Source organism: Nocardia sp. NPDC058518, assembly GCF_042719655.1.
Lineage (GTDB): Bacteria > Actinomycetota > Actinomycetes > Mycobacteriales > Mycobacteriaceae > Nocardia.
Genome location: NZ_JBHXNJ010000008.1, coordinates 71,004 through 92,144 on the forward strand (window position 1 = coordinate 71,004; position 21,141 = coordinate 92,144).

A 21,141-nucleotide genomic window follows, 5' to 3' on the forward strand; every position below is an offset into this window, starting at 1 on the left:
AGCTAGAGCGCGAGGCGCAGGACTGGACCCGCGCACCGCGAGACGCAGGCCATCATGGTTTCGCCGGATCGACGCTCATCTTCGGAGAGCACACAGTCACGGTGGGTGATCGCACCGGCGAGCACCTGAACCTCGCAGGTGCCGCAGGTGCCCTCCTCGCACGAGGAGGAAATATCTATCCCGTGCTCGCGCAGGGCGTCGAGCAAGCTCGAATTCTCGGCAACGGTGATCTCGCGACCACTCTCGGCCAGTTCGACGAGGTAGGAGCCGTTGTCCGCCTTGTCATCGGCGGGGACAGCGTGAAAGCGTTCGGTGCGTACCTGAATGCCGTTCGCCGCGCCGGTCTGTTCGACGGTGTCGATGAGACCGGTCGGCCCGCAGCAGTAGATCTCGGTGGAATCGTCCAGGCCGCCGATGATCGCATCGATGTCGAGCAGCCCCTCGGCGTCCTGCGGGCGCGTTACTACGCGGCCGGGATACCGGTCGGACAATTCGGCGGTGAATGCCATCGACCCGAGGGTGCGGCCGCCGTAATAAAGACTCCACGAAAGGCCGAGTTCCCACGCGTGTTCCATCATAGGAATGAGTGGGGTGATGCCTATGCCACCGGCGATGAATACCGTGTGCGGGGCGGCGCCGGTGAATTCGAAACGGTTTTCCGGGCCCTTATAGGCGATCAACTCACCGACGGTGAGATGCTCGTGAATATATGCCGACCCGCCACGGCTCTCGGGTTCCCGCAGAACGGCGATACTCCATTGATCGCAGTCAAGGCGAGAACCGCACAGCGAGTACTGGCGGGACCGTCCATCGAGTTCGACAGCGATATGCGCACCCGGGGTCCAGTCCGGCAGCCGGGTACCGTCGGGGGCCCTCAGGTCCACCCGGACGACACCGGTGGCTGCCGACTCGATGGCGATGACCTCGAGCTTGTCCATATGCCCTCCGTTGCCTGTTGTGCGATACAACAGACTCTGAGGGGTCGCGCTAAGGTGGCCCTAGATCAGTCCTAAACTCGCAGTTCAGGGCTTGGATTAGGCCAGGGCGCCTGCGGCGGTCTCCTGCTCGCGGTCCGATTCGGAGTAGAGAACCCACGCGGTGGCAAAGGCTGCGATCAGCACCAGGACGCCGTGCCCGATCCGGCCGGCGGACGGCAGGAAGAACTGCGGCAGGTAGAGCCACACCAGGGCCGCGAAAGCGATGGGGGCCCAACCGGATCGAAGAGCCACAACCCAGAGCGTGACGGCCACACCCAGGGCGAGCCAGCCGAGTCCGAACAGCGTCAGCGCGGCCGGATGGTTGCGGATCCGGTCGGCCAGTGCCATGCCCTGGTCCGAGTTCGCTTCGAGCGCTGCCTTGCCGATCTCGTTGAGCGCGAAGCATTCGAACCCGTAGTACAAGCTCAGCAGGGTGACAGCGACGACCCCGGTCGCCGCCGCGGCCACGCGCAGACCGTTGCGGGTGGCCGGTCGGGAGGCAACATCGAAGAGCATCGCGCCGGCGATCAGCGCGAACCCGAGGACTGCCAGGAGATGGGCGAACACCCACGAGTTGGAGGCGAACGCGGCCGCGCCGGACAGCGTTTTCTCATCCGAGTAGGGCCGAAGCAGTGGGTACGCCGCCAATGCGACGCCTGCCACGGCAAGGCACGCCGAAGTCGCGGTCCGGTAGGAGTTCTGGATATTTCGGTAGCTCATATCGGCCACATTAGAGCGGTCGGCTAATCGCCACATTACGCGCTGATGGTGAACTAACCCGATTCTTACGCGGCAATAATTGCCCGTTTGTGGAAAGAGTGCTGCACCGTATGGTTCGAAGCGGATTCGCAGTACCCGATTCGGGTGCCTGTCGAACGCTCGGAGAAACTCCGGGAATTCACCGGATATCTGTTCCGAATTCACAGAAGAGCGTGATCACTGATGAAGTTTGACGATACCTATATCCGCGGCATCGGAGCCTGGCTCCCGAATGCCGTGTCGACGGCAGACGCGGTGGCCGATGGCCGCTACGATGCCGACACCTGTGCCGACGACGGATACGAGAGCATCTGTATCGAACGCGACCTCGTCGCTGTCGAGATGGCGGTCGCAGCGGGCCGATGTGCGTTGGACGCCGCCGGAACCGCTCCCGAATCCATCGACACCCTGTTCCACGGGGGTCTCTGGTACCAGGGCGCCGAAATGTGGCCTTCCGCATCGTTCGTCGCCGACCAGGTCGCCCATCCGCGCACCCACGCCTTCGACCTGCAACAGCAGTGCAACGTCGGGCTGAGCGGGCTCGAACTCGCGGCCCGACTCCTGACAGCAGGCGGTGGCGACATCATGGTCACCACGGCAGACCGCTTCACCGGCAACCGATTCGATCGCTGGAGCACCGAAACCGGCATCGTCTACGGCGACGGTGCCGCGGCGGCGATCATCGGCAAGACCCCCTCACCGTTGCGGATCGTCGCGACACACACGGTCGCGAGTAACGACGCCGAACCGGTGATCCGTGGCCCGCACTTCTCCCTGGAAACCCCCGCGGAACAGCTGGTTCTGCAGTCCAGGTTCGACCACTTCGCCACCACCGGCGGCCTGCGCGCTGCCGTGGCGCGCGTGCTCGGGGCCATTTCCGATGCCGTCTCGGCGGTACTGGCCGACGCAGGCACCACAATGGAGGACCTCAGGCACGTGATCGTCCCGGCCGCGGGGCGCTCGAAGTTCGATCGGCAACTGGGCAGCCTGGCAGCGTTCGACATCGAACGGTCGAACTGGCGCTTCGCCCAGACGATCGGCCATATGGGCGCGAGCGATCAGATGGTCGGCCTGGCACATCTCCTCTCGACCACCCGGCTGCAGGCAGGCGATCGCATTCTCCTGGTGGGCGGCGGAGCCGGATTCACCTGCACCTGTGTGGTTCTCGAATGGACCGGGCTCGGCACCGATGAGCCGCCTGTCAGCATCGGCCGCCCGGCCGCCGTCTCCGTACCTGCTCGGTGACAGCGCCGACGCGTTCGACAGCGCCTGACGCGCAGGTCGAGCGCTCCCACTGGCCCGCCGTCGCGGTGGCCGCGGTCGCGGTCGCGGTGGCGATGTTCAACAACACCTCGATGAACCTCGCCCTGCCTGCCCTGGCGGCCGACCTCGACCTCGACAGCACCGGGATGCGGGTCGTCGTGGTGAGTTACTCCACCGTGTTCGCGGCGCTGCTGGTGCCCGCCGGGTTCTTGACCGGCCGGTGGGGTGCCCGCCGAACACTGGTCGCGGGCTTGATCGTGACGGCGGCCGGGGGTGTTCTCGGGCTCTTCGCCGACGCACCGGCCGTGGTCATCTGTGCCCGTGTCGTGCTCGGCGCGGGTGCGGCCCTGGTGACACCGGCCTCGCTGGCCGCGATCATCCAGGTCGTGCCTGCGGCACGCCGGTCCGCCGCGATCTCCGTCTGGACCGGAATCACTGTGGTCGGCACGGCTCTCGGCCAGGTCGGCGGCGGTGCCGCGATCGCCTGGCACGGATGGCAGTCCACCTTCGCTATGACCGCCGTCGTCGGCGCGGTGTGCGCACTCGCTGTTCTCGCCGTGATTCCTGCCCTCGCCGCGCAACGCAGCGATGCGCTGTCTCCGGCCACCGCGCTGTTGTTCGCGGTCGGGATGATCGCCTTGGTGCCCGCGCTGAACGTGGTGACCGATGTGCCCGTGACCGCTTCGATCGTGGCTGTGCTGGCGGTGGCTTGCCTGGCCGCCGTTCTCACGCAAGAACACCGGCGACGCGAGGTCTTCGGTGACCTGGACCGCGACTCGATCGCGGGCCAGTTGGTCAACGGCGCCGCCTTTCTCGCCGTCGCGGGCGCGATGTTCGTGCTGACCCAGCTCCTGCAGGCCGGACACGGACTGTCCGCTCTGGCCGCGGGCACGGCGGTACTGCCGACCACGGCGGCCACCATCGTCGGCGCGGTGACGGCACCGGTCCTCGCCCGCGCAGTGGGTCCTCGGCTCGGCGTCGTCACCGGCCTGCTCACGACGGCGCTGGGTTGTGTTGCCGCGGCCGCGAGTACGCAGAGCGTGCCACTGGTGATCGGCGCCATGACCATCGTGGGCCTCGGTATCGGTCTGGCCATGCCCACCGCCACCGAACTGGTCGTCTCCACGGCGCCCGCCGATCGCGTCGGCACCCGCACTGCCGCCAATGACGCGGTGCAGGAGATCGGCTTCGCGCTCGGTGTCACCTTGGTCGGCAGCGCGCTGGCCGTGTCGTACTCGATGCGGGCGGGCCCGGACGCGCCGTCGCCCGGTGCGCTGCTGACCGACGCAGGCCTGCCCGCACTCGATGCTCTGCTCGCCGCGTCCCGCAACGCCTATCTCGTCGAGGCCGCGCTGGTGCTCGCCGTGTGTGGCGCGGTCGCGGCCATCCTGCCTCGCACACCCATCACACGAGACGAGGGAACTGATGGATAACGATCCGACGACGCACGATCGGGGCCCGTTCTCGATCCTCGCCGCGGCGGCTTCGGCCGCGGGCACATCCACTGCCGTCCGAGACGGTGATCGCACCGTCACCTACGCGCAACTGCTGCGTGCCGCGGTGGGCGCGGCCGGGACACTGGCCGAATCCGGTGTCCGGCAGGGTGATCGGGTGGTCGTGCGAGCGGCGACCACGCCGGAGACCATCGCCTTGCTCTTCGGCGTGTGGCATCTCGGCGCCACCGCGGTCCCGCTCCACCCCGCCACCACCGACCTCCGGCTCGATACCGTGGTTCGCGACTGTTCCGCCGCACTCGTGGTAGACGACGGCTCGAACCTCGGCGCCATCGACGACGACACCGAGACCCCGGAGCTGCCCGTTACCGGACATGGCCCCGCGGATCTGGTGTGTCTGATGTACACCTCCGGATCTACCGCGGCGCCCAAGGGCGTTCGGTGCCCGGCCGCGGCAGTCGACGCTGCCATGACCGGCATCGCGCAACGGCTCGGGTACCGGGCGGACGATCGTGTCGCCATGCTGTTGCCGTTGTCGTTCGACTACGGCCTGTACCAGGTGTTGCTCACCTTCGCGGCCCGCGGCGAGCTCGTCCTCGCCGACGGCTCGAGCCCCGGCGCCATGCTCCAGGCGATCTACTCCCACGAGGTGACGGTGCTTCCGCTGGTCCCGGCGGTCGCGACGATGCTGTCGGCGCTGATGGCCCGCCGGGGTCCTGCTCCGGCGGTGCGTTCGGTGACCAGTACCGGTGCCGACCTCGCCGAACACCGGATCAGCGAACTCCGTACCGCCTTCCCTTCCGCCGCGATGATCGCGATGTACGGGATCACCGAGTGCAAACGGGTCAGCATCGCCGAGGCCGACGCGGGCCTGACCCGTCCGGGCACGGTCGGACGGCCGTTGGCCGGCACGAGTGTGGAGATAGTCGACGAATCCGGGGCGCCGCTGCCTGCCGACACCGTCGGGCAGATCGTCGCCTATGGCCCGCACGTGATGGACGGCTATTGGGGTCCGCCGGACCTGAGCGACGGTGTCTTCGGAACAACCGAGGACGGGCGCCGCTTCCTGCGCACCGGCGACTACGGCCGGGTCGACGCCGACGGATACCTCTACATCCAGGGCCGCCGCGACGACATCTTCAAGGTCAAGGGGGTCCGCACCAGTACCGCCGAGATCGCGGCCGCCGCCGAGCAGGTGCCGGGCGTCGGCCAAGCCGTCACCGTGCCGCCCACTCCCGATTCCCCGTACCTGGTCGTGATCACCGGAACCGTAGAACCGGCGGTGGTCCTGGCCGGAATGGCCCGTCACCTCGAACCGCAGAAGATCCCCGACGACTGCGTCGTGGTCTCCGCACTTCCACTCACCAGCAACGGAAAGATTGACGTGCGCAACGTCATTCGCCAGTACCAAGGTAAGGAATGATGAACCCGTCACTAGAGTCGATCACCAGCGAGTACGGAACACCGGTCTACATCCATCGCCAGGAACTGGTCGAGCGCGCGAACAGCGACCTCCTCGAGCTACTCCCGGAGCCGTGCCGCCTGTACTTCTCGCTCAAGGCGAATCCGAACCATCACATCGGGTCGATTCTGCATCGCGGTGGCTGCCACGCCGAGCTCAGTTCGACGGGGGAGCTGTCGTCGGCGATCCGCGCGGGCTTCGACGTCGCCGACGCGCTGTACACCGGACCGGGCAAGACCGCGGGGGAGATCGCTACCGCGCTCGCAGCCGGGGTCCTGACCTTCTCGTGTGAATCCCTCGATGATCTGCGCCGGGTCGCGAAGGCCGCCACCGAAGCCGATGTCGTCGCGCGGTGCTTGCTGCGTGTCAACGGACCGGCGGCTCATGGCAACAGCGCGATGCGAATGACCGGCACCGCAACGCAATTCGGCATCGACATCGCCACGACAACGCTCACGGCCGCCGACCTCGACATCGACGGCGCCGACGTGGTCGGCCTGCACTTCTTCCCGGTGAGCAACGTGGTCGACGAAACCGTGCTCATCAACGAAATCGTCGCCAGCATCAGCCATGCCCGGGCATTCGCGGACCGCCTCGGCATCTCCGTGGAATTGCTCGACCTCGGCGGCGGGTTCGCCGCGCCCTACGGACGCGACGGTGTCCGTCCGACCTATCCGAATCTGCGGGCAGCGGTGTCCGACGCGCTGGATACGTTGTTCCCGGGCTGGCGTGACGGCGCTCCCGTTGTCGCGTTCGAGTCCGGCCGGTATCTCACCTGCGACAGTGGCACGCTCATCGCCCAGGTCACCGAGATCAAATCCAGCGGTGGCCGCGAATTCGTCATCACCGACACCGGAATTCACCATGTGGGCGGGCTGTCCGGCATCGGCAGGGTCCCACCGATCAGTGCCACGATCGTCGGCTCCGCCGGCTCCGATTCCGGTGAGGCTGCCGTCGTCGGCCCCCTGTGCACACCCGCCGACGTGCTCAACCACCGGTCCGATCTGGCCGGCGCCGAGCCCGGCGACCTCGTCACCATCCCGAACGTCGGCGCCTACGGAATCTCCGCGAGCCTGATGGGCTTTCTTTCGCGCCCCGCACCGGCGGAAATCGTGACCAACGGCGACCAGGTGGTCGCCGCATCCGTCCTTGAAACAACCAGGAGAGATCTGCCATGACCGAGAATTCCCCGTGGGACCCAGCATTCGAGAAGCACCTGCGTAGCGCCCTGCCCCCGCGAACCCGCGATATGACCTTCGATGCCGAAGCGGAGTTGAAGTCGGTGGGAGTCGATTCACTCGCCCTTGTCCATCTGCTGATCGCGCTCGAGGAGGAGTTCCAGGTGGCAATCCCGGACTTCATCCTGGTCGACGGATCCTGCGACACCGTCGGCGGTCTGTGGAAGGTCATCGACGGGTTGCGACAGAAATAGCCTAGGCGACCCCTGCGTCTTCGTGGAGGTCGTGGTCCAGTGGGCTGACCCAGATTCTGGATACGTCCCGGCCGCTGAGAACGGTCTCGAAAATATGCCGGATCTCAGCGCCGGGGGGTATCCCGAGTTCACGATGCAGATGCCGGGCGAAATTCTGGTACAGGCGCAGTGCTTCGCCGCGTCGCCCACTTCTGGACAGCGCGATCATCAGGCAGCCGTGCAGGAATTCCTGAAAAGGGTCGTGTCCGATCAGGGACTCGAGCTCGGGGATCAGTTCCCGTCCGGCGCCCATGTTGATCAGTACTTCGACGCGACCTTCGCGGGCGCTGAGATGAATGCGTTCGATGGATTCGCTGTGCCGTGCGAGTTCGCGGGGCAGGTCGATGCCGGAGAACGGCTTTCCGTGCCAGTGTGCGAGGGCGTTGTCGAAGAGTTTCAGCGAGGCTGCGGCGTCGTTGAGGCGATGCGCCGAGTGTGCCTGGCGCACTTGTTCGGTGAACAGCTGGACGTCGAGTGTCACCAGCCGGTCGTCGAGCAGATAGCCGTTGCGGGCATTGCGGATGACGGCGCTTCCGTCACCGCCGAGATCGGTGAAAATCCTGCGTAACTTACTGACTTGGACATGAACGCTCTGTCGAGCGGTCCGAGTGGGTCGACCGTGCCACATGAGTTCGATCAGGTGGTCGATTTCCACCACTCGCCCCGGAGAGCAGGCGAATATCGCCAGCGCGGTGCCCATGTGGCTGTTATCGACGACCTGACGCATCGAGGAGCGGTGGGATCCCCCTTCTCTGTCGCAATCGGTGCGTATCCGCATCTGGCCGAGTACGTCGACCATCAACATCTCGAGCCCCCTCTCGCTCGGTCGTCGAGTTGATACTACAGTACAAATAGCGGCGAAAAACAGGCCGCAGGTGGCTCCTTTGGAGACTTTAGTAGAGTTCACAGGGGCGAGTCGGCGGTGTGACCGGCGTCATAGATCAAGGTCGCTGGCAGGATCATGATTGCCCGTTCGACCGCTCCCGCGACGAATTCCGCCAGCGGTTCGGCGGTCATCGTCGGCGAGCATTGTCTCCGAGGGCGGTCGCCTTATCGACCGAGTTGGCTCACGTCGAACAGGCATACCGCAGGGTTGTATCGGTCACCTGGGCGAACGTATCGCTTTGCGCAGACTCGTCAGCGCCTGTGTCTGCGCATGCATGCGGCTGGCCGACCCCCGATTGACGTGGTCGACGGCGGCATACAGCAACGCCCACATCATGTTCAGGATCCACGAGGCGTCGAGCTCTGCGTCGATCGAGCTGTCGTCGCGCCCCCGTTCTATCGCCACGATCGCGGCGTCGTCGGACAGGCACGACATGGTCTCGTCGTACACGCCTGACGTGAAGAAGATGACCGTCAGGACATCGCTGAGTTCGAAGTACTCCTGACACAGCCGCAGGACCGCGTCGAGCCCTGTCCCGTCAGCCAGGCGCGCACGCTTCGAGGCGTCGGCCACGGCCTGTTCGGTGAGCCGCCCGACGGCAGTGATCAGGTCGGATCGTTCGGGAAAGTAGCGGTGCAGCGTCGTACGCCCGACGCGCGCCTTCTCGGCGACTTCCGTCAGCGACGCGTTGGGCGATTTCGCGAACGTCGCCACTGCCGCATCGAGAATCGCGCGACGGGTGCGTTCGCGGGCACTGGTCTCTTCGACTTCCTCCACAGGTGCAGCATAAGGGAGATCCAGTCTGGATATTCGCTTTACTAAAATGGAACAATGCTGTTCCATTGAAGGGTGACGACGATTGCTCCCCCCATCGAAACAGCTCCACCGATGACCATGTCGAACCTGGGTGTCCTGATCGGCTATGCCCGACCGCACACACGCACCCTGCTGATCGGTCTCGTACTCGCCCTCGGCAGTTCCGCGACGGTGATGGCGACGCCGATGGTGACCAAATCGATCCTCGACGCTCTCGGTACGGGCGCGTCGATCATGGGCCCGACCTTTGCCCTGTTGGTGCTGCTCGTCATCGGCGCCGCACTCGGGTGGGGTTACTGGATCCTGCTCGGGACCGTCGCCGAGAATATCGTCTTCGACGCACGCACGACGCTCGTTCGACGACTGCTCGGCGCGACGGTTCCGTCGGTGCAGGCACGTCCCACAGGCGAGTTGGTCACGCGCGTCACGGCCGACACCTTGCTGCTCAAGGAGGCCGCGTCGTCGGCGGTGATCGGCATCATCAACGCCACCTTCCTGACGGTGGGCACCGTGATCCTCATGGGTGTGCTCGACATGATGCTCCTCGGCGTCACCGTGCTGGCCATCGTCGTCGTCGGCATGCTGTTCGGAACGCTCATGCCGCGAATTGCCAAGGCGGACGCGCAAACTCAGGAATCGCTCGGCCGCCTCGGCGGAGTGCTGGAAGGCAGCCTGCGTTCGGTGCGCACCGTCAAAGCGGCCCGCGCCGAGCACCGCATCGCCACGTTGATCGGCGCCGACGCACGCAACGCCAGGACGCACGCGATCGAGTCGGTGCGCGTCTCGGCAACGGCATGGACCGTCGCGTGGACCGGCGTGCAGGGCGCCATCATCGCGATCCTGGCCATCGGCGCCTGGCGCGTCGACAACGGTTCGCTGACCGTCTCGACGCTGATCGCGTTCCTGCTGTACGCGTTCACGTTGATGGGACCGATCCAGGAACTGACCACGCACATCACGGCCATGCAGTCGGGTATCGCGGCCGCCATGCGTATCCGGGAGATGGAGACGCTGCACTCCGAAGCAGACGTGGCGCACGAGCCTGCGCCTGCGACAACCGCCGAGCCCGACGCCGCCTTACGTTTCGACGACGTCACGGTCCGCTACGCACCTGATGCACCGCATGCATTGAAGGGATTGACGCTGCGGATTCCCGCGACCGGCCATACCGCCATCGTTGGCCCGTCCGGCGCGGGCAAGACAACGGTGTTCTCGACGATCCTGCGATTCGTCGAACCCGACACCGGGACCCTCTCAGTGGGCGGCGTGGCGTACCGGAACCTGACGATGTCGGAAGTTCGCGCGCGTATCGCCTACGTCGAGCAGGAATCCCCTTTGGTGCCGGGCACATTGGGCGACAACCTGCGGTTCCTGCGGCGCGGTGCCACCGACGACGAGGTGGCCGAGGTTCTTCGCCTGCTCCGCCTCGACTCGGTCGTCGCGGCCCAGCCGAAAGGCCTGGACACCCACGTTCGCGACACCGACCTTTCGGGCGGGCAGCGGCAACGGATCGCGATGGCACGCGCGATGCTCGGTGACGCCGACGTGCTGCTTCTCGACGAAGCGACGTCGCAGATCGACACCCTGACCGAGGCATCGATCGTCGAAGCGATCGCCGTGCGGGCGCGCACCCACGCCGTCGTCACGATCGCTCACCGCTTGTCGACCGTGCGGCACGCCGATCGGATCGTCGTGATGGACGACGGCAGCGTACGGGCGGTCGGGACGCACGACGAATTGATGCGCGCCGACGACCTCTACGCGCGGATGGTCCGCGCCGGTGGATTCGCGTAGGCGCGTGTTGTCTCGGCCACGGCGGTGGCGGGCGGCCGCATATCTACGCAGTTCACACGGAGGCCGACGCCTGTAAGGCGAGGTGGGTGCCTTCCCAGCGGCTGCGCAGTCGCCGGTCGTGGCTGACGACCACGATGGCTCCCGGGAAATGGGCGAGCGCGGTTTCCAGCTCCTCGACCAGACCTGGCGACAGGTGGTTGGTCGGCTCGTCGAGGAGCAGTACGTCGACGGGTTCGGTGACCAAGCGCGCCAAGGCGAGGCGCTGGCGCTGGCCGGTGGACAGGTCCTCGACACGCGTCGTGAACTGGGAGACGTCGAACAGGCCGAGTGAGAGCAGTTGGTCGCCGTGGAATTCTGGATCACCCGGGCGATCGCGCGCGAAGGCGACGAACATCATGCGTCCGCGGACGGCGGGCGGTGGTTCCTGCGCGAGGTAGCCGATCTTGCCGGTCCGGGCGACAGTGCCGGTGTCGGGTGCGAGTTGACCGGCCAGCACGCGCAGCAGGGTGGTCTTGCCCGCGCCGTTCGGGCCGGTGATCAGCAGGCGGTCGCCCGCGGCGAGCGTCACGCTGGTCGGCTCGAGTCTGCCCGCGACGGAGATGTCGGTGGCCTCGAGCCCCGTCCCGTGTGTGCCGGCGGTCGCCAGGGTGGGCGCGAATCGTAGGGGTTGCGGCGGTGCAGGCACCGGGTTGGCGAGCAGGCGCCGCAGCCGTTCCTGCGCATTGCGAACCCGGCTGGCCACTGATTGCTGCACCCGTCCACCGGCTCGGCTGTAGGCCATCTTGTTGTTGTCGGCCATCGCCCGGCCCGGTGCCACCCTGCGGGCGGTGGAGTCGGCGGCCTCGCGGAATCGTTCGGTATCGGCCAGCCATTGCGCGTGCGCCTGCACCCATCGCGCTCGCTCGGCCGCCTTTTCCGCCAGGAATCCTGGGTAACCGTCGTTGTAGCGGACGACTCGCTGCCGGTCCGCGTCGACCTCCAGCAGGCTGGTTGTCACCCGTTCGAGGAAGGCCCGGTCGTGGGAGACCGCCACCGTCGTGCCGCGCCGGGTGAGCAGGTGGTCTTCCAGCCAGGTCAGGGCGACATCGTCGAGGTGGTTGGTCGGCTCGTCCAGTAACAGCAGTTCCGGAGCTGCCGCCAGCACCGCGGCCAGGCGTAGTCGGACCTGCTCGCCGCCCGATAGCTCGCCGATCGTGCGGTCGCGATCTACCAGGCCCAATCCCAGTCCGTGGAAAGCCTGTTCCACTCGCGCGTCGGCGTCATAGCCGCCGTGATGTTCGAAAAGTAGTGTCAGCTCACCGTATTCGTCGATTCCGGACTCGTCGCCGTCGGCCATCGCGACCTCGAGGCGGCGCATCTGGGCTTCGACCGCTCGCAGCTCGGTGAGGGCTTGGTCGATGAGCTGCTGCACAGTGAGGTGCTGGGGGAGTTGCTCGTCTTGCGCGAGGTAGCCGACGCCACCCTCGGCGTGGACGACGATCTCGCCGCGATCGGGCTGCACCCGCCCCGCGAACAAACGCAGCAGGGTGGTCTTGCCGGAGCCGTTTTCGCCGATGATCCCGGTGCGCTCGCCGACGTCAAGCGAACATGTCACATCCGCGAGAACGGGATTGCCGTCGAAAGACTTGCTGACCGCGAGCGCGGTGATCTGGGTTGGCATGGCACACTCCGAAGCATTCGAGGACGACGCAGTCAGGGGACCGCGGGGTCGGGTGAAAAGCTCGGAAGAATCGGGCAACCTCGCTTGCGTACGACAACTGTCGCACCACGGTAGCAAGACGATGATGGCGGAGGATGCGGGCGGCGGCGTTGAGCGGGGCGACAAGCGGTAGGCCTGGTTCGCTGTCGATATGCCATTGACCGTCGTGGCCGGCTCCCCATCGTTCATGAGGGCGCGACGAACGAGGCTCCTGCTGTGGCACCGCCGTCCAGTACGAGTTCCGAGCTGGTCGAAAAGGTGGATTCGCTGACAAGAAGACCGATCATCGCCGCGACTTCCTCTGGGCCGCCGAAGCGTGGAAGTGGCTGTCCGGCGGTGGGTCTCAGATCAAATCGACGCGGTTATCGGGGTCCGGATCGGTGACTCTGACCCGATCCCGCCGAAATCGATGATGCCCGTGTTGTTCGCCAACGCCGCCAACGGGCCAAACGTCGCTTCACGCCGCTTGGTCGCGAATCCCTGGATGGCATTGCCGGAACTTTTGGCCGGAATCAATGCCGATTCATGCGCATCGCTGAGAGCAGTCGTCTCGCGAAAAAGCTTGGTGCTGAGCACTATTGGGCATTGATGGGTAGGGTATGGACCACCGGACCGACCTGGTTGGCCGATGTCGGCGTGAGCCTGCACTTGCTCCAGAAGATCGCGGACCATGCCGACAGTCGAACAACTGAGCGATACCTACACCCGGATCGGCGGGAGGTCACCGATGCAGGCGACAAGCTCTCGAACCACCTTCGGTCCCGTTCTGGTCCCGCTCTCCGTGTGGTGGGATAACAGCTCCACCGCATCGCGGCCGAGGCTCCTTCTGATCAGCAAAAAGGTGCATCTACCAGCCGATTAGTACCTTCGCCGAGAGGTGAGGTAATCTTTTCGAGCACCCAGAGACGGGGGCAAGAACGGGCTGTGGCGCAGCTTGGTAGCGCACTTGACTGGGGGTCAAGTGGTCGCAGGTTCAAATCCTGTCAGCCCGACAGTGAAAACCCCCTCTGACCTGGGTCGGAGGGGGTTTCGCATTTTCGGAGATTTGACGTTTTTTGGCCAATTCCCACAGAAACCCCACGTTTTTGAACTCCGAGGCCTGTCGAGAACCCGCGAGTAGCCTGTCTCGCGGCGCCTGTCGGCGAGTTCAGCGGATCACCTTTCCGCCCCTCACGCCCAGGGCTTGTTGGTCTGAAACCGACGCTGCGTGCGCCCCCGCTGGGGGCTGACGCGGCTCTCATGATCGAGCTGCTGACTCGACTAAGGTCGGAGCGTGCCCCGCGACGTGGCGGCGCCGTGTGGGTGCACGGGGAAGGTTTCGGGGGGCGCGCGGCGCGCGCGCGCGGGCGCGGGGGGCCCTCGACGAGCCCGGCCCGCGTCGCTGCTGCGACGCGGGCCCGCTCTGCTTCATCGAGGACCATCTTGCGATTCGACCACCTGCGGCTGTTCGCTCGGCGATCCGGCCGCCGGCGCTCGTAGTCCGGGACCCGGCGCGACGGCACCCGGAGCGGGTAACGGCGCATCCGCGGCGATCGCCGGGTCGGCGACGACACCCGGTGCGGGCGGTGGCGTGTCGGCGGAGGCCAGCGGTTCACCCTGACCTGCGACGTCGACCCGATCGGGCACGGTAACCGGAGCGATCGGTGCCGGGGCAGGGGCCGGGGTTTGAGGCGAATTCACGGCAGGGGCCGTCGTGGTGACGGGAGCCGCGAGCACGTTCGCCGTAGCACCGTTGGGCGCGGCGGGGCTCGCCGCGGCCGCACCCGGCTGGACCGGCACCACACGCTCGCCCTGCGCCTGGGCATGCCCCGGCGCCGGACTGTTCGGCGTGGTGGTCGGCGGGCCGTTCAGCGGCGGCACCGGCGCACCCTGCGCGGGAGTCGGGTTGCCGATCACGGTGACCTCGCCGTCGACACCGATCACCAGCCGGGCCGGATCCTTCGCGGGGATCATGCCGAGTTCGCGTGCGCGTGCGGCCAGTTCGGGGGCGGAATCGGCGGCGGCGACCTCGCGCTGCAGCGCGGCCCGCTCGTCGGCGAGCTTGCGGTTGACCGTCCTGGCGTCACCGAGCTGGTAGCTGTCCTCGGCGGCGCGGGTGGTGAGCAACAGGGTCAGGGCGAGGCCGCAGCCGAGCAGTCCGATGATCGCGGTGACGAACGGGATCCGCCCCGCCATCGTCGAGGACGGTTCGGGCAGTTCGATGCCGTCGAGCAGCTGCTCCCTGGTGCGCTTGCGGGCATAGGCCCGCTGTGCCGCACCGGACTTCACTCGTTCGGCCGCCTCGACGCGCCGGGCCGTCTTGCTCGGCACCGCGACTGTGCTCGTCCGCACGCTCATCGTGTCCCCTCCTGTGTCCTCCCTGACCTCTCCGCGATTCGTTCGGCCGCGCGCATCCGCACCGGCGCGGATCGCGGATTGACCTCGATCTCGGACTCGGTCGCTTTTTCCGCTCCACGGGTCAGCATCCGGAATTCCGGTCCCATGCCGGGCAGTTCGACCGGCAGGTCCATCGGCGACCGGGATACGATCCGTGGCGCGAGTTCGTGTTTGACCAGCCGGTCTTCGAGCGACTGGTACGACATGACGCAGATCCGTCCGCCCACACGCAGTGAATCCAGTGCCGCGGGTAATGCCGCCCGCAGCGAGTCGAGCTCACCGTTGACCTCCACCCGCAGCGCCTGGAACGAGCGCTTGGCCGGATGTCCGCCGGTGCGGCGCGCCGCGGCCGGAATGGTCGCGTAGAGCACCTCGACGAGTTCGGCGCTGGTGGTGAACGGCTTGACCGCCCGCCTGCGCAGCACCTCCGAGGCGATCTTGCCCGCGAACCGTTCGTCGCCATAGGTTTTCAGCACCCGGGCCAGATCGCCGTGGCTGTAGGTGTTGAGCACGTCGGCGGCGGTGATCCCGGTGGTGGGGTCCATCCGCATGTCCAGCGGCGCGTCGACGGAGTAGGCGAAGCCGCGCTCGGCCTCGTCGAGCTGCATCGACGACACCCCGAGGTCCATGAGGATCGCTGAGACGGAACCGGTTTCGTCCAGTCCCGCTTCGGCCAGCGCCGCCGGGATCCCGTCGTAGCGGGTGTGCACCAGCGTGATCCGGTCGGCGTAGGGCGCCAGGCGCTCGCCCGCCATCCGCAACGCGGTGGTGTCGCGGTCGAGACCGACCAGACGCGCTTGCGGGTACGTGCGCAGGAAATGCTCGGCGTGCCCGCCCAATCCGAGGGTCGCGTCGATGTAGACGGCGCCCGGTTCGCTCAGCGCGGGGCCGAGCAGATCGTCGGCGCGCTCGAGCAGAACCGGCACATGACGGGGGTTCTCGGCGTCATGGTTCACCTCGACCTCCCGGGATACTGCCTCGCGTCGCAGACGGGTCGCCTTGCCACACAGTGCTTTCGAATAAGTGCATGTCGAACGAGTTGGTGCTGTGAATGCTTCGAGGTCTCTGACCGGGGCAAGGCACCTGGCGTCGGGGAAGTACGTCAGGGTCCACGCCCGGGCAGAGGCCTCGCAGCACTCGCGTGCTCCGGGTCAGAAGATTCCGCCCAGCGACTCGTCTCCGGCTTGCGCGTAGTCCTCCTCGTGTTCTTCGAGGTAGGTCTCCCACGCCTGCTTATCCCATATTTCGAGGAAGTCGACCGAACCGATCACCACGCAATCCCGCGAGAGGTTCGCGTAGCGCCGATGGTCCGGCGACAGCGTGATCCGGCCCTGTGCATCCGGACGTTGCTCGTCGGTGCCCGCCGCCAGCGCTCGAACGAAAGCCCTTGCCTGCGGGTTGCTTCGGGACGCCGACGCGGCTCGCCGCGCGAGCGCGGTGAACTCGTCTTTGGGATACACGGCCAGGCTGTGGTCTTGGCCTTTCGTGACCATCAACCCTCCCGCCAGATCGTCTCGAAACTTCGCAGGCAACGTCAGCCGCCCTTTGTCGTCCAGCCGGGGGGTGTAGGTACCGAGGAACATCCCGGCCACCTCCCTACTGGATTCACCTCGCCGTACGGCCTCTCCTGTAGTGCGCGACCCACATTACCCCACTTTCCCCCACTTTCAATCGAAACCCTGAGTGATCCTGCTCCCCGCCAACACAATTCCGCAGGTCATCCCAGCTATCACTGAGATTCGCGGTTATCCCGTGTTCGGGCAACCCGCGCGGGTCGGCAACCCCTCGTTCCGACAACGTTCAGCAAACATCGCAGGTGCGCCGTCGGGCGGGTGGCCTCGTGGGGGAAGTGTGGGGAGCGGTGGGGAAGGTGGGGGAACTTCCCTGGCCACGCGCTTCGGCGTCAGCGGGCCATAGACGCACGAAGGCGGCGCCACACCCGGTGGTGGGTGTGGCGCCGCCAACGTAGTCGGCTAGGTCTGAGCTATTCCTGCTCGAACCGTCGTCGGAATCGGTCTTCCATGCGCTCGGAGAAGCCGCCGGACTTGCGCTGGCGACCGCCTCGGGCGGTGGGTCCCGTCGTCGGGCCGCTGCCCGCCGCGGGAGACTCGGTCGCATCCGGTCGGGCGGTGCGACGCGAGTTGCCGATCATCAGCAGGACACCAGCGCCGAACATGGCGATGAATCCGACGAGACTGATGATCGGGAAACCGCCCGGCTTGAACGGGGCGGCGATGCCGGCGACGAGCAGAAACAGGCCGACGGCGAACAACGCCGCTGCCTGGAGTCTGCGTCGACTCGACGTGGAGCGAAGACGTCCGCCGCGGACGGACGAGGCGAACTTCGGATCCTCAGCATAGAGAGCGCTCTCGATCTGTTCGAGCATGCGCTGCTCGTGCTCGGAGAGTGGCACGGTACCTCCCCCGGCACTAGGCGTGGCTGGTCGCCTCCGGGTAGGCGACGGGTAGCCGACCTTGGCGGCTATCTGCTCCCCATAATACGAGTTCGATCGGTGGCGTACCACCTACTCGGTCATAACTAAGCGGTCATGTCGCGGCCACGACTCGGCTGCGGGAGGCTCTTGGCCGCGGCTACCAGCGCATCGTCGACGTCGTAGAGGAATGCGCCCACCCGTGAGCAGAACTCATCTGCTTGTGTGTCGGTGATCGCGCGGTCCAATCCGGCCTCCAGCGCGGCCCGTAATTGCGAGTGCGCCTCGAAGTAATCGGCCCACATCACGAACTCGGGGCTGGCGCGTCTCAGTAACACCCAGGCGCTGCGCGACCGTGCTCGCGGTGCCCGGTCGGCGCCGGTGAGCGCGATCATCGAGCCCGCGCCACGCAGCGCGGCCAGATAAGCGGTGCGGAACCGCTCGCCCGGTTCGTGCTCCCAGGCGGAATCGGTGAGCAGAGCATCGGCCTGGCGTAGTAGTCCGCCGGCGCGCCCATCGTGGCCCGCGTGCGCTCGACCATCGTTGTGACCAGCCATCTGCTGCCCCTTTCGCCCCTCGCACTGATCGAACTAACATTCGAACGTTTGAATTGAGATTGAATATAGGGACACCCACCGACAACTTTCCGCGTCCGCGCGCCACCGACGAGAGCCATGACAGCCGTCAAGCCGAATCACACCCCCGCACCCGTCGTCGTCGACCTCAGCGTCGCCGCCCTGCGCGCACGCCTGCACGACGCCCTGTCGGTCTATGTCGCCGCCATGGATTACCCCCGTGGCACCGAACACCACCGCGCCCCGATGTGGACCGAACACACCACCAGGACGGGCTGGCGTGCGGTCGCCGCGGTGCTGCCCGACGATTCGGGCGGCGTCGACCTGCGCACCGCGCCGATCGTGGCCATCGCCTACGGCTACAGCGGCGCGCCGCGCCAGTGGTGGCATCAGCAGGTGCAGACCGGGATGCGCCGCTGCGGGTGGCCCGATGCCGCCGCCCGCGACCTGCTCGCCGACTACTTCGAACTCACCGAGCTGCACGTCCACCCGGCCGCGCAGGGGCGTGGGATCGGGGCGCGGCTGCTCGAGCGATTGCTGGCCGACCGCGCCGAGGCGGCCGTGCTGCTGTCGACGCCGGAGGTCCCGGAGGAGGCGAACCGGGCCTGGAAGTTGTATCGGCGGGCCGGATTCACCGATGTGATCCGCAATTTCGTCTTCGCGGGCGATACCCGCCCGTTCGCCATCCTCGGGCGCAGGCTGCCGATGCCCCCCGCGCACCTGTGACGACGGTAGTGGTCGGATCCGGCCACAACGCACTGGTCGCGGCCTGCTATCTGGCGCGGGCCGGGCAGCGGGTACAGGTACTCGAGCGCGACGAGGTACCCGGTGGCGCGGTGTCGACGGTCGAGCGGTTCCCTGGCCATCTCGTCGATCGCGGATCTTCCGCGCACATCATGATCCGGCACACCGGGATCATCGAGGACCTCGAGCTCGAGCGGTTCGGGTTGCGCTATCTCGACTGCGATCCATGGGGGTTCACGCCGTCCGACGGCGTGCGCCCACCGATCGTGTTCCACCGTGATCTCGGCGAGACCTGCGCGTCGATCGAGGCGGCCTGTGGCGTCAAGGACGCTGACGCATATCGCCGATTCGTCGGGGTGTGGGGCGAGCGCAGCGCACGGGTGATGCGGTCGTTCGGTGGGCCGCCGACGCCGGGCAGACTCGTTCGCTCGTTCTGGGGGCTGGACGCGCGGGCCGGTGGATCCGCGTTGTCGCGGGAGTTCTTGCAGTCCGGTGACGCGCTGCTGGACTTCTGGTTCGACGACGAACGGCTCAAGGCCTCGCTGGCGTGGTTCGGCGCGCAGTCGGGTCCGCCGATGTCGGAACCGGGGACGGCGCCGATGGCCGGGTTCGCCGCGCTCATGCACACCTTGCCGCCCGGGCGCGCGGTGGGCGGAAGTGGGGCGCTCAGCGCGGCGTTGATCGCACGCCTGCGTGCCGACGGCGGTGAGCTGCACACCGGTGACGCTGTCAGCGCGCTGCGCCGATCCGGCAGCGGTTGGCTGGTGACGACCGAGTCGGGCCGGACGCTGCGCGCCGACACGGTGATCGCGGGCTCTCATATTCTGTCGACCCTCGACCTGTTGCGCGCGGGCGATTTCGACCCCGCTGTCCTCGACGACTGGCAGCGCCGCATCCGGGTCGGCCCCGGCATCGGCATGGTGGTGCGCCTGGCGACCGATCGGCTACCCGAATATCCCGGCGTCTCCCCCACCGAATCCGCCCGTGGTCTGCAGTTCCTCGTCTCGGACCGCAGGCAGCTCCGGCTGGCACACGGTGCCGCGCTCGCCGGTTCGCTGCCGCCGCGCCCGGTCGTGCTCGCGATGAGTTTCAGCGCGCTCGACCCGTCCATCGCACCCGCCGGCGAACATCAGTTATCGCTGTGGGCGCAGTGGCATCCCTATGAACTCGCCGATGGCAGCGACTGGGCAGCGCACGCCGAGGCAGAGGCGGATCGGATCGTCGCCGAGGTCGAAGGGTACGCACCGGGTTTCACCTCGTCGGTGCGTCAGCGATTCGTGCAGACGCCGGTCGATCTCGAGCGTGAGATGGGTCTGCGCGGCGGCAATGTGATGCATGTCGAGATGTCGCTCGATCAGATGATGCTGTGGCGTCCGCTGCCCGAGTTGTCGGGCCAGCGAGTCCCGGGCGCTCCAGGCTTGTATCTGACCGGCGCGTCCACCCACCCCGGCGGTGGGGTGTCCGGGGCCAGCGGTCGCAGCGCGGCTCAGCTGGTCCTGGGTGATCGTCGTAAGCGCCGCTTCACCCTGCCGTACAAGCGATGAAGGCGGACCCGTCGGCCCGCCTGCGCGACTGGTTTAGTGTCGATCCCCGCCGGGCGATTCCCGCTGTCACCGCGCTGGCGCTGGTGCTCGTGCAGATCGCCTACCCGTTGAGTGCCGGCGTGACGCGCGATCGGATCACCGTTGTCGTGGTGGTGCTGTCGGCCGCGACCGCTGTGGCGCACGCGGCGACGACTCGCGGATTGCGCTGGGCCTGCGGATTCTTCGTCATCGTGTCCGGGCTGGGACTCACCGCCGAGATCGTCGGCACCGCGACCGGGTTTCCCTTCGGGAGCTACGCCTATGCCGTCGATCGGCTCGGGCCCGCGCTCGCCGATGTCCCGCTGGCGGTGCCGTTGGCGTGGACCGGCGGGCTGTACCCGATCTGGGTCGTCGCGGGCATCCTCGCCGATGGGCAGCGGGCCGACCCGTCCAGCGTCTCGAACGCCCGGCGCGTCGGACTGTTCGCCCTCGGTGCGGTCGGCTGGGATCTGTTCCTCGATCCGCAGATGGTCGCCGACGGCCAGTGGACCTGGTCGGTCACCGACGCCGGGCTTCCCGGCCTGCCCGAGATCCCGTACACGAACTACCTGGGTTGGGCGCTCGTCGCGGTGATCATGGCGGTGCTGCTCACCCTGCTCGATCGGCTCCTCGCGCCACCAGGTGACCCCTCGGTGGCGGTTCCGGTCGCGGTATTCGGGTGGACCTGGCTCGGCTCGACCCTCGCGCACGCGGTGTTCCTCGGCCTCCCGGCATCGGCGATCTGGGGTTTCGCCGGTCTGGGATTACTCGGGATCCCTCTGTTTCTGCGGGCGACGTGCGTTCTGAGCCGCCGACCCCGCCGCGACACACCCCGATTCGGGGCGAAAAAGGCCTGATCGGCGCGGTGCGCG

Annotated in this window: 20 protein-coding genes and 1 tRNA gene; 10 read left to right on the forward strand and 11 right to left on the reverse strand. The window is 67.1% G+C overall.

Going from position 1 to position 21,141, the window contains the following annotated elements; all coding sequences use genetic code 11:
- Positions 1-2: 2 nt before the first annotated feature.
- Complete coding sequence (locus ACFWPX_RS16385) at positions 3-938, reverse strand: PDR/VanB family oxidoreductase (protein WP_378928063.1); 936 nt, start codon at positions 936-938, stop codon at positions 3-5.
- Positions 939-1,034: 96 nt separating this feature from the next.
- A complete protein-coding gene (locus ACFWPX_RS16390) occupies positions 1,035-1,697 on the reverse strand; it encodes a hypothetical protein (RefSeq protein ID WP_378928064.1) in 663 nt (220 codons plus the stop codon).
- A 222-nt stretch (positions 1,698-1,919) separates the two neighbouring features.
- Between ACFWPX_RS16390 and ACFWPX_RS16395 the strand changes: the two genes are divergently transcribed.
- From ACFWPX_RS16395 to ACFWPX_RS16415, 5 genes are read left to right on the forward strand one after another with little or no spacing between them, the layout of a single operon-like run.
- On the forward strand, positions 1,920-2,981 hold the full coding sequence (locus ACFWPX_RS16395) for a ketoacyl-ACP synthase III family protein (protein WP_378928065.1): 1,062 nt from the start codon (positions 1,920-1,922) through the stop codon (positions 2,979-2,981).
- Positions 2,978-4,432 carry an MFS transporter gene (locus ACFWPX_RS16400; protein ID WP_378928066.1) on the forward strand — a complete coding sequence of 485 codons (1,455 nt, stop codon included), beginning with the start codon at positions 2,978-2,980 and terminating at the stop codon, positions 4,430-4,432. The genes ACFWPX_RS16395 and ACFWPX_RS16400 overlap by 4 nt, the downstream gene beginning before the upstream one ends.
- Positions 4,425-5,876 carry a class I adenylate-forming enzyme family protein gene (locus tag ACFWPX_RS16405; RefSeq protein WP_378928067.1) on the forward strand — a complete coding sequence of 484 codons (1,452 nt, stop codon included), beginning with the start codon at positions 4,425-4,427 and terminating at the stop codon, positions 5,874-5,876. The genes ACFWPX_RS16400 and ACFWPX_RS16405 overlap by 8 nt, the downstream gene beginning before the upstream one ends.
- Positions 5,876-7,093 (forward strand): type III PLP-dependent enzyme, encoded by a 1,218-nt coding sequence (locus ACFWPX_RS16410; RefSeq protein WP_378928068.1) that lies wholly within the window; start codon positions 5,876-5,878, stop codon positions 7,091-7,093. Before ACFWPX_RS16405 ends, ACFWPX_RS16410 begins: the two co-directional genes overlap by 1 nt.
- On the forward strand, positions 7,090-7,347 hold the full coding sequence (locus tag ACFWPX_RS16415; RefSeq protein WP_378928069.1) for a phosphopantetheine-binding protein: 258 nt from the start codon (positions 7,090-7,092) through the stop codon (positions 7,345-7,347). The genes ACFWPX_RS16410 and ACFWPX_RS16415 overlap by 4 nt, the downstream gene beginning before the upstream one ends.
- A gap of 1 nt (position 7,348) precedes the next feature.
- On the opposite strand, the gene ACFWPX_RS16420 is transcribed toward ACFWPX_RS16415, so the two are convergent.
- Together ACFWPX_RS16420 and ACFWPX_RS16425 are read right to left on the reverse strand one after the other, a co-directional pair.
- A complete protein-coding gene (locus ACFWPX_RS16420) occupies positions 7,349-8,293 on the reverse strand; it encodes a BTAD domain-containing putative transcriptional regulator (RefSeq protein WP_378928070.1) in 945 nt (314 codons plus the stop codon).
- A gap of 195 nt (positions 8,294-8,488) precedes the next feature.
- Positions 8,489-9,049 (reverse strand): TetR/AcrR family transcriptional regulator, encoded by a 561-nt coding sequence (locus tag ACFWPX_RS16425; RefSeq protein ID WP_378928071.1) that lies wholly within the window; start codon positions 9,047-9,049, stop codon positions 8,489-8,491.
- A gap of 111 nt (positions 9,050-9,160) precedes the next feature.
- Between ACFWPX_RS16425 and ACFWPX_RS16430 the strand changes: the two genes are divergently transcribed.
- Positions 9,161-10,882 carry an ABC transporter ATP-binding protein gene (locus ACFWPX_RS16430; RefSeq protein ID WP_378928072.1) on the forward strand — a complete coding sequence of 574 codons (1,722 nt, stop codon included), beginning with the start codon at positions 9,161-9,163 and terminating at the stop codon, positions 10,880-10,882.
- A 52-nt stretch (positions 10,883-10,934) separates the two neighbouring features.
- Here the strand turns inward: ACFWPX_RS16430 and abc-f are convergent, their stop codons facing one another.
- Positions 10,935-12,542, reverse strand: coding sequence for a ribosomal protection-like ABC-F family protein (gene abc-f / locus ACFWPX_RS16435; RefSeq protein ID WP_378928073.1), 1,608 nt, complete (start codon positions 12,540-12,542; stop codon positions 10,935-10,937).
- A 387-nt stretch (positions 12,543-12,929) separates the two neighbouring features.
- Positions 12,930-13,157 (reverse strand): hypothetical protein, encoded by a 228-nt coding sequence (locus tag ACFWPX_RS16440; protein WP_378928075.1) that lies wholly within the window; start codon positions 13,155-13,157, stop codon positions 12,930-12,932.
- Between the two features lie 342 nt (positions 13,158-13,499).
- Here ACFWPX_RS16440 and ACFWPX_RS16445 point away from each other — a divergent pair.
- Positions 13,500-13,573 (forward strand) — tRNA-Pro (locus ACFWPX_RS16445).
- Positions 13,574-13,988: 415 nt separating this feature from the next.
- On the opposite strand, the gene ACFWPX_RS16450 is transcribed toward ACFWPX_RS16445, so the two are convergent.
- The 5 genes from ACFWPX_RS16450 to ACFWPX_RS16470 form a co-directional block, all read right to left on the reverse strand.
- Positions 13,989-14,918 carry a hypothetical protein gene (locus ACFWPX_RS16450; RefSeq protein WP_378928076.1) on the reverse strand — a complete coding sequence of 310 codons (930 nt, stop codon included), beginning with the start codon at positions 14,916-14,918 and terminating at the stop codon, positions 13,989-13,991.
- Positions 14,915-15,913 (reverse strand): 16S rRNA (cytosine(1402)-N(4))-methyltransferase RsmH, encoded by a 999-nt coding sequence (gene rsmH / locus ACFWPX_RS16455; protein ID WP_378921492.1) that lies wholly within the window; start codon positions 15,911-15,913, stop codon positions 14,915-14,917. Before rsmH ends, ACFWPX_RS16450 begins: the two co-directional genes overlap by 4 nt.
- Before the next feature lie 195 nt (positions 15,914-16,108).
- Complete coding sequence (mraZ, locus tag ACFWPX_RS16460) at positions 16,109-16,540, reverse strand: division/cell wall cluster transcriptional repressor MraZ (protein ID WP_056816815.1); 432 nt, start codon at positions 16,538-16,540, stop codon at positions 16,109-16,111.
- 401 nt (positions 16,541-16,941) lie between these two features.
- A complete protein-coding gene (locus ACFWPX_RS16465) occupies positions 16,942-17,370 on the reverse strand; it encodes a DUF3040 domain-containing protein (RefSeq protein WP_378922615.1) in 429 nt (142 codons plus the stop codon).
- A 125-nt stretch (positions 17,371-17,495) separates the two neighbouring features.
- Positions 17,496-17,945, reverse strand: a complete 450-nt coding sequence (locus ACFWPX_RS16470; protein ID WP_378636670.1) for an SAV_6107 family HEPN domain-containing protein — start codon at positions 17,943-17,945, stop codon at positions 17,496-17,498.
- 117 nt (positions 17,946-18,062) lie between these two features.
- Here ACFWPX_RS16470 and ACFWPX_RS16475 point away from each other — a divergent pair, with 117 nt between their 5' ends.
- Genes ACFWPX_RS16475 through ACFWPX_RS16485 form a run of 3 tightly spaced genes read left to right on the forward strand, consistent with a single transcriptional unit; the run spans position 18,063 to position 21,126 of the window.
- Entirely contained in the window at positions 18,063-18,689 is a 627-nt protein-coding gene (locus ACFWPX_RS16475; RefSeq protein WP_378922617.1) for a GNAT family N-acetyltransferase, read from the forward strand.
- The gene (locus ACFWPX_RS16480) at positions 18,686-20,251 is read left to right on the forward strand and encodes a phytoene desaturase family protein (protein WP_378928077.1); all 1,566 of its coding nucleotides are present in this window, start codon (positions 18,686-18,688) and stop codon (positions 20,249-20,251) included. Before ACFWPX_RS16475 ends, ACFWPX_RS16480 begins: the two co-directional genes overlap by 4 nt.
- Positions 20,248-21,126: a carotenoid biosynthesis protein gene (locus tag ACFWPX_RS16485; protein ID WP_378928078.1), complete on the forward strand. Its 879-nt coding sequence runs from the start codon at positions 20,248-20,250 to the stop codon at positions 21,124-21,126. Before ACFWPX_RS16480 ends, ACFWPX_RS16485 begins: the two co-directional genes overlap by 4 nt.
- Positions 21,127-21,141 lie beyond the last annotated feature (15 nt).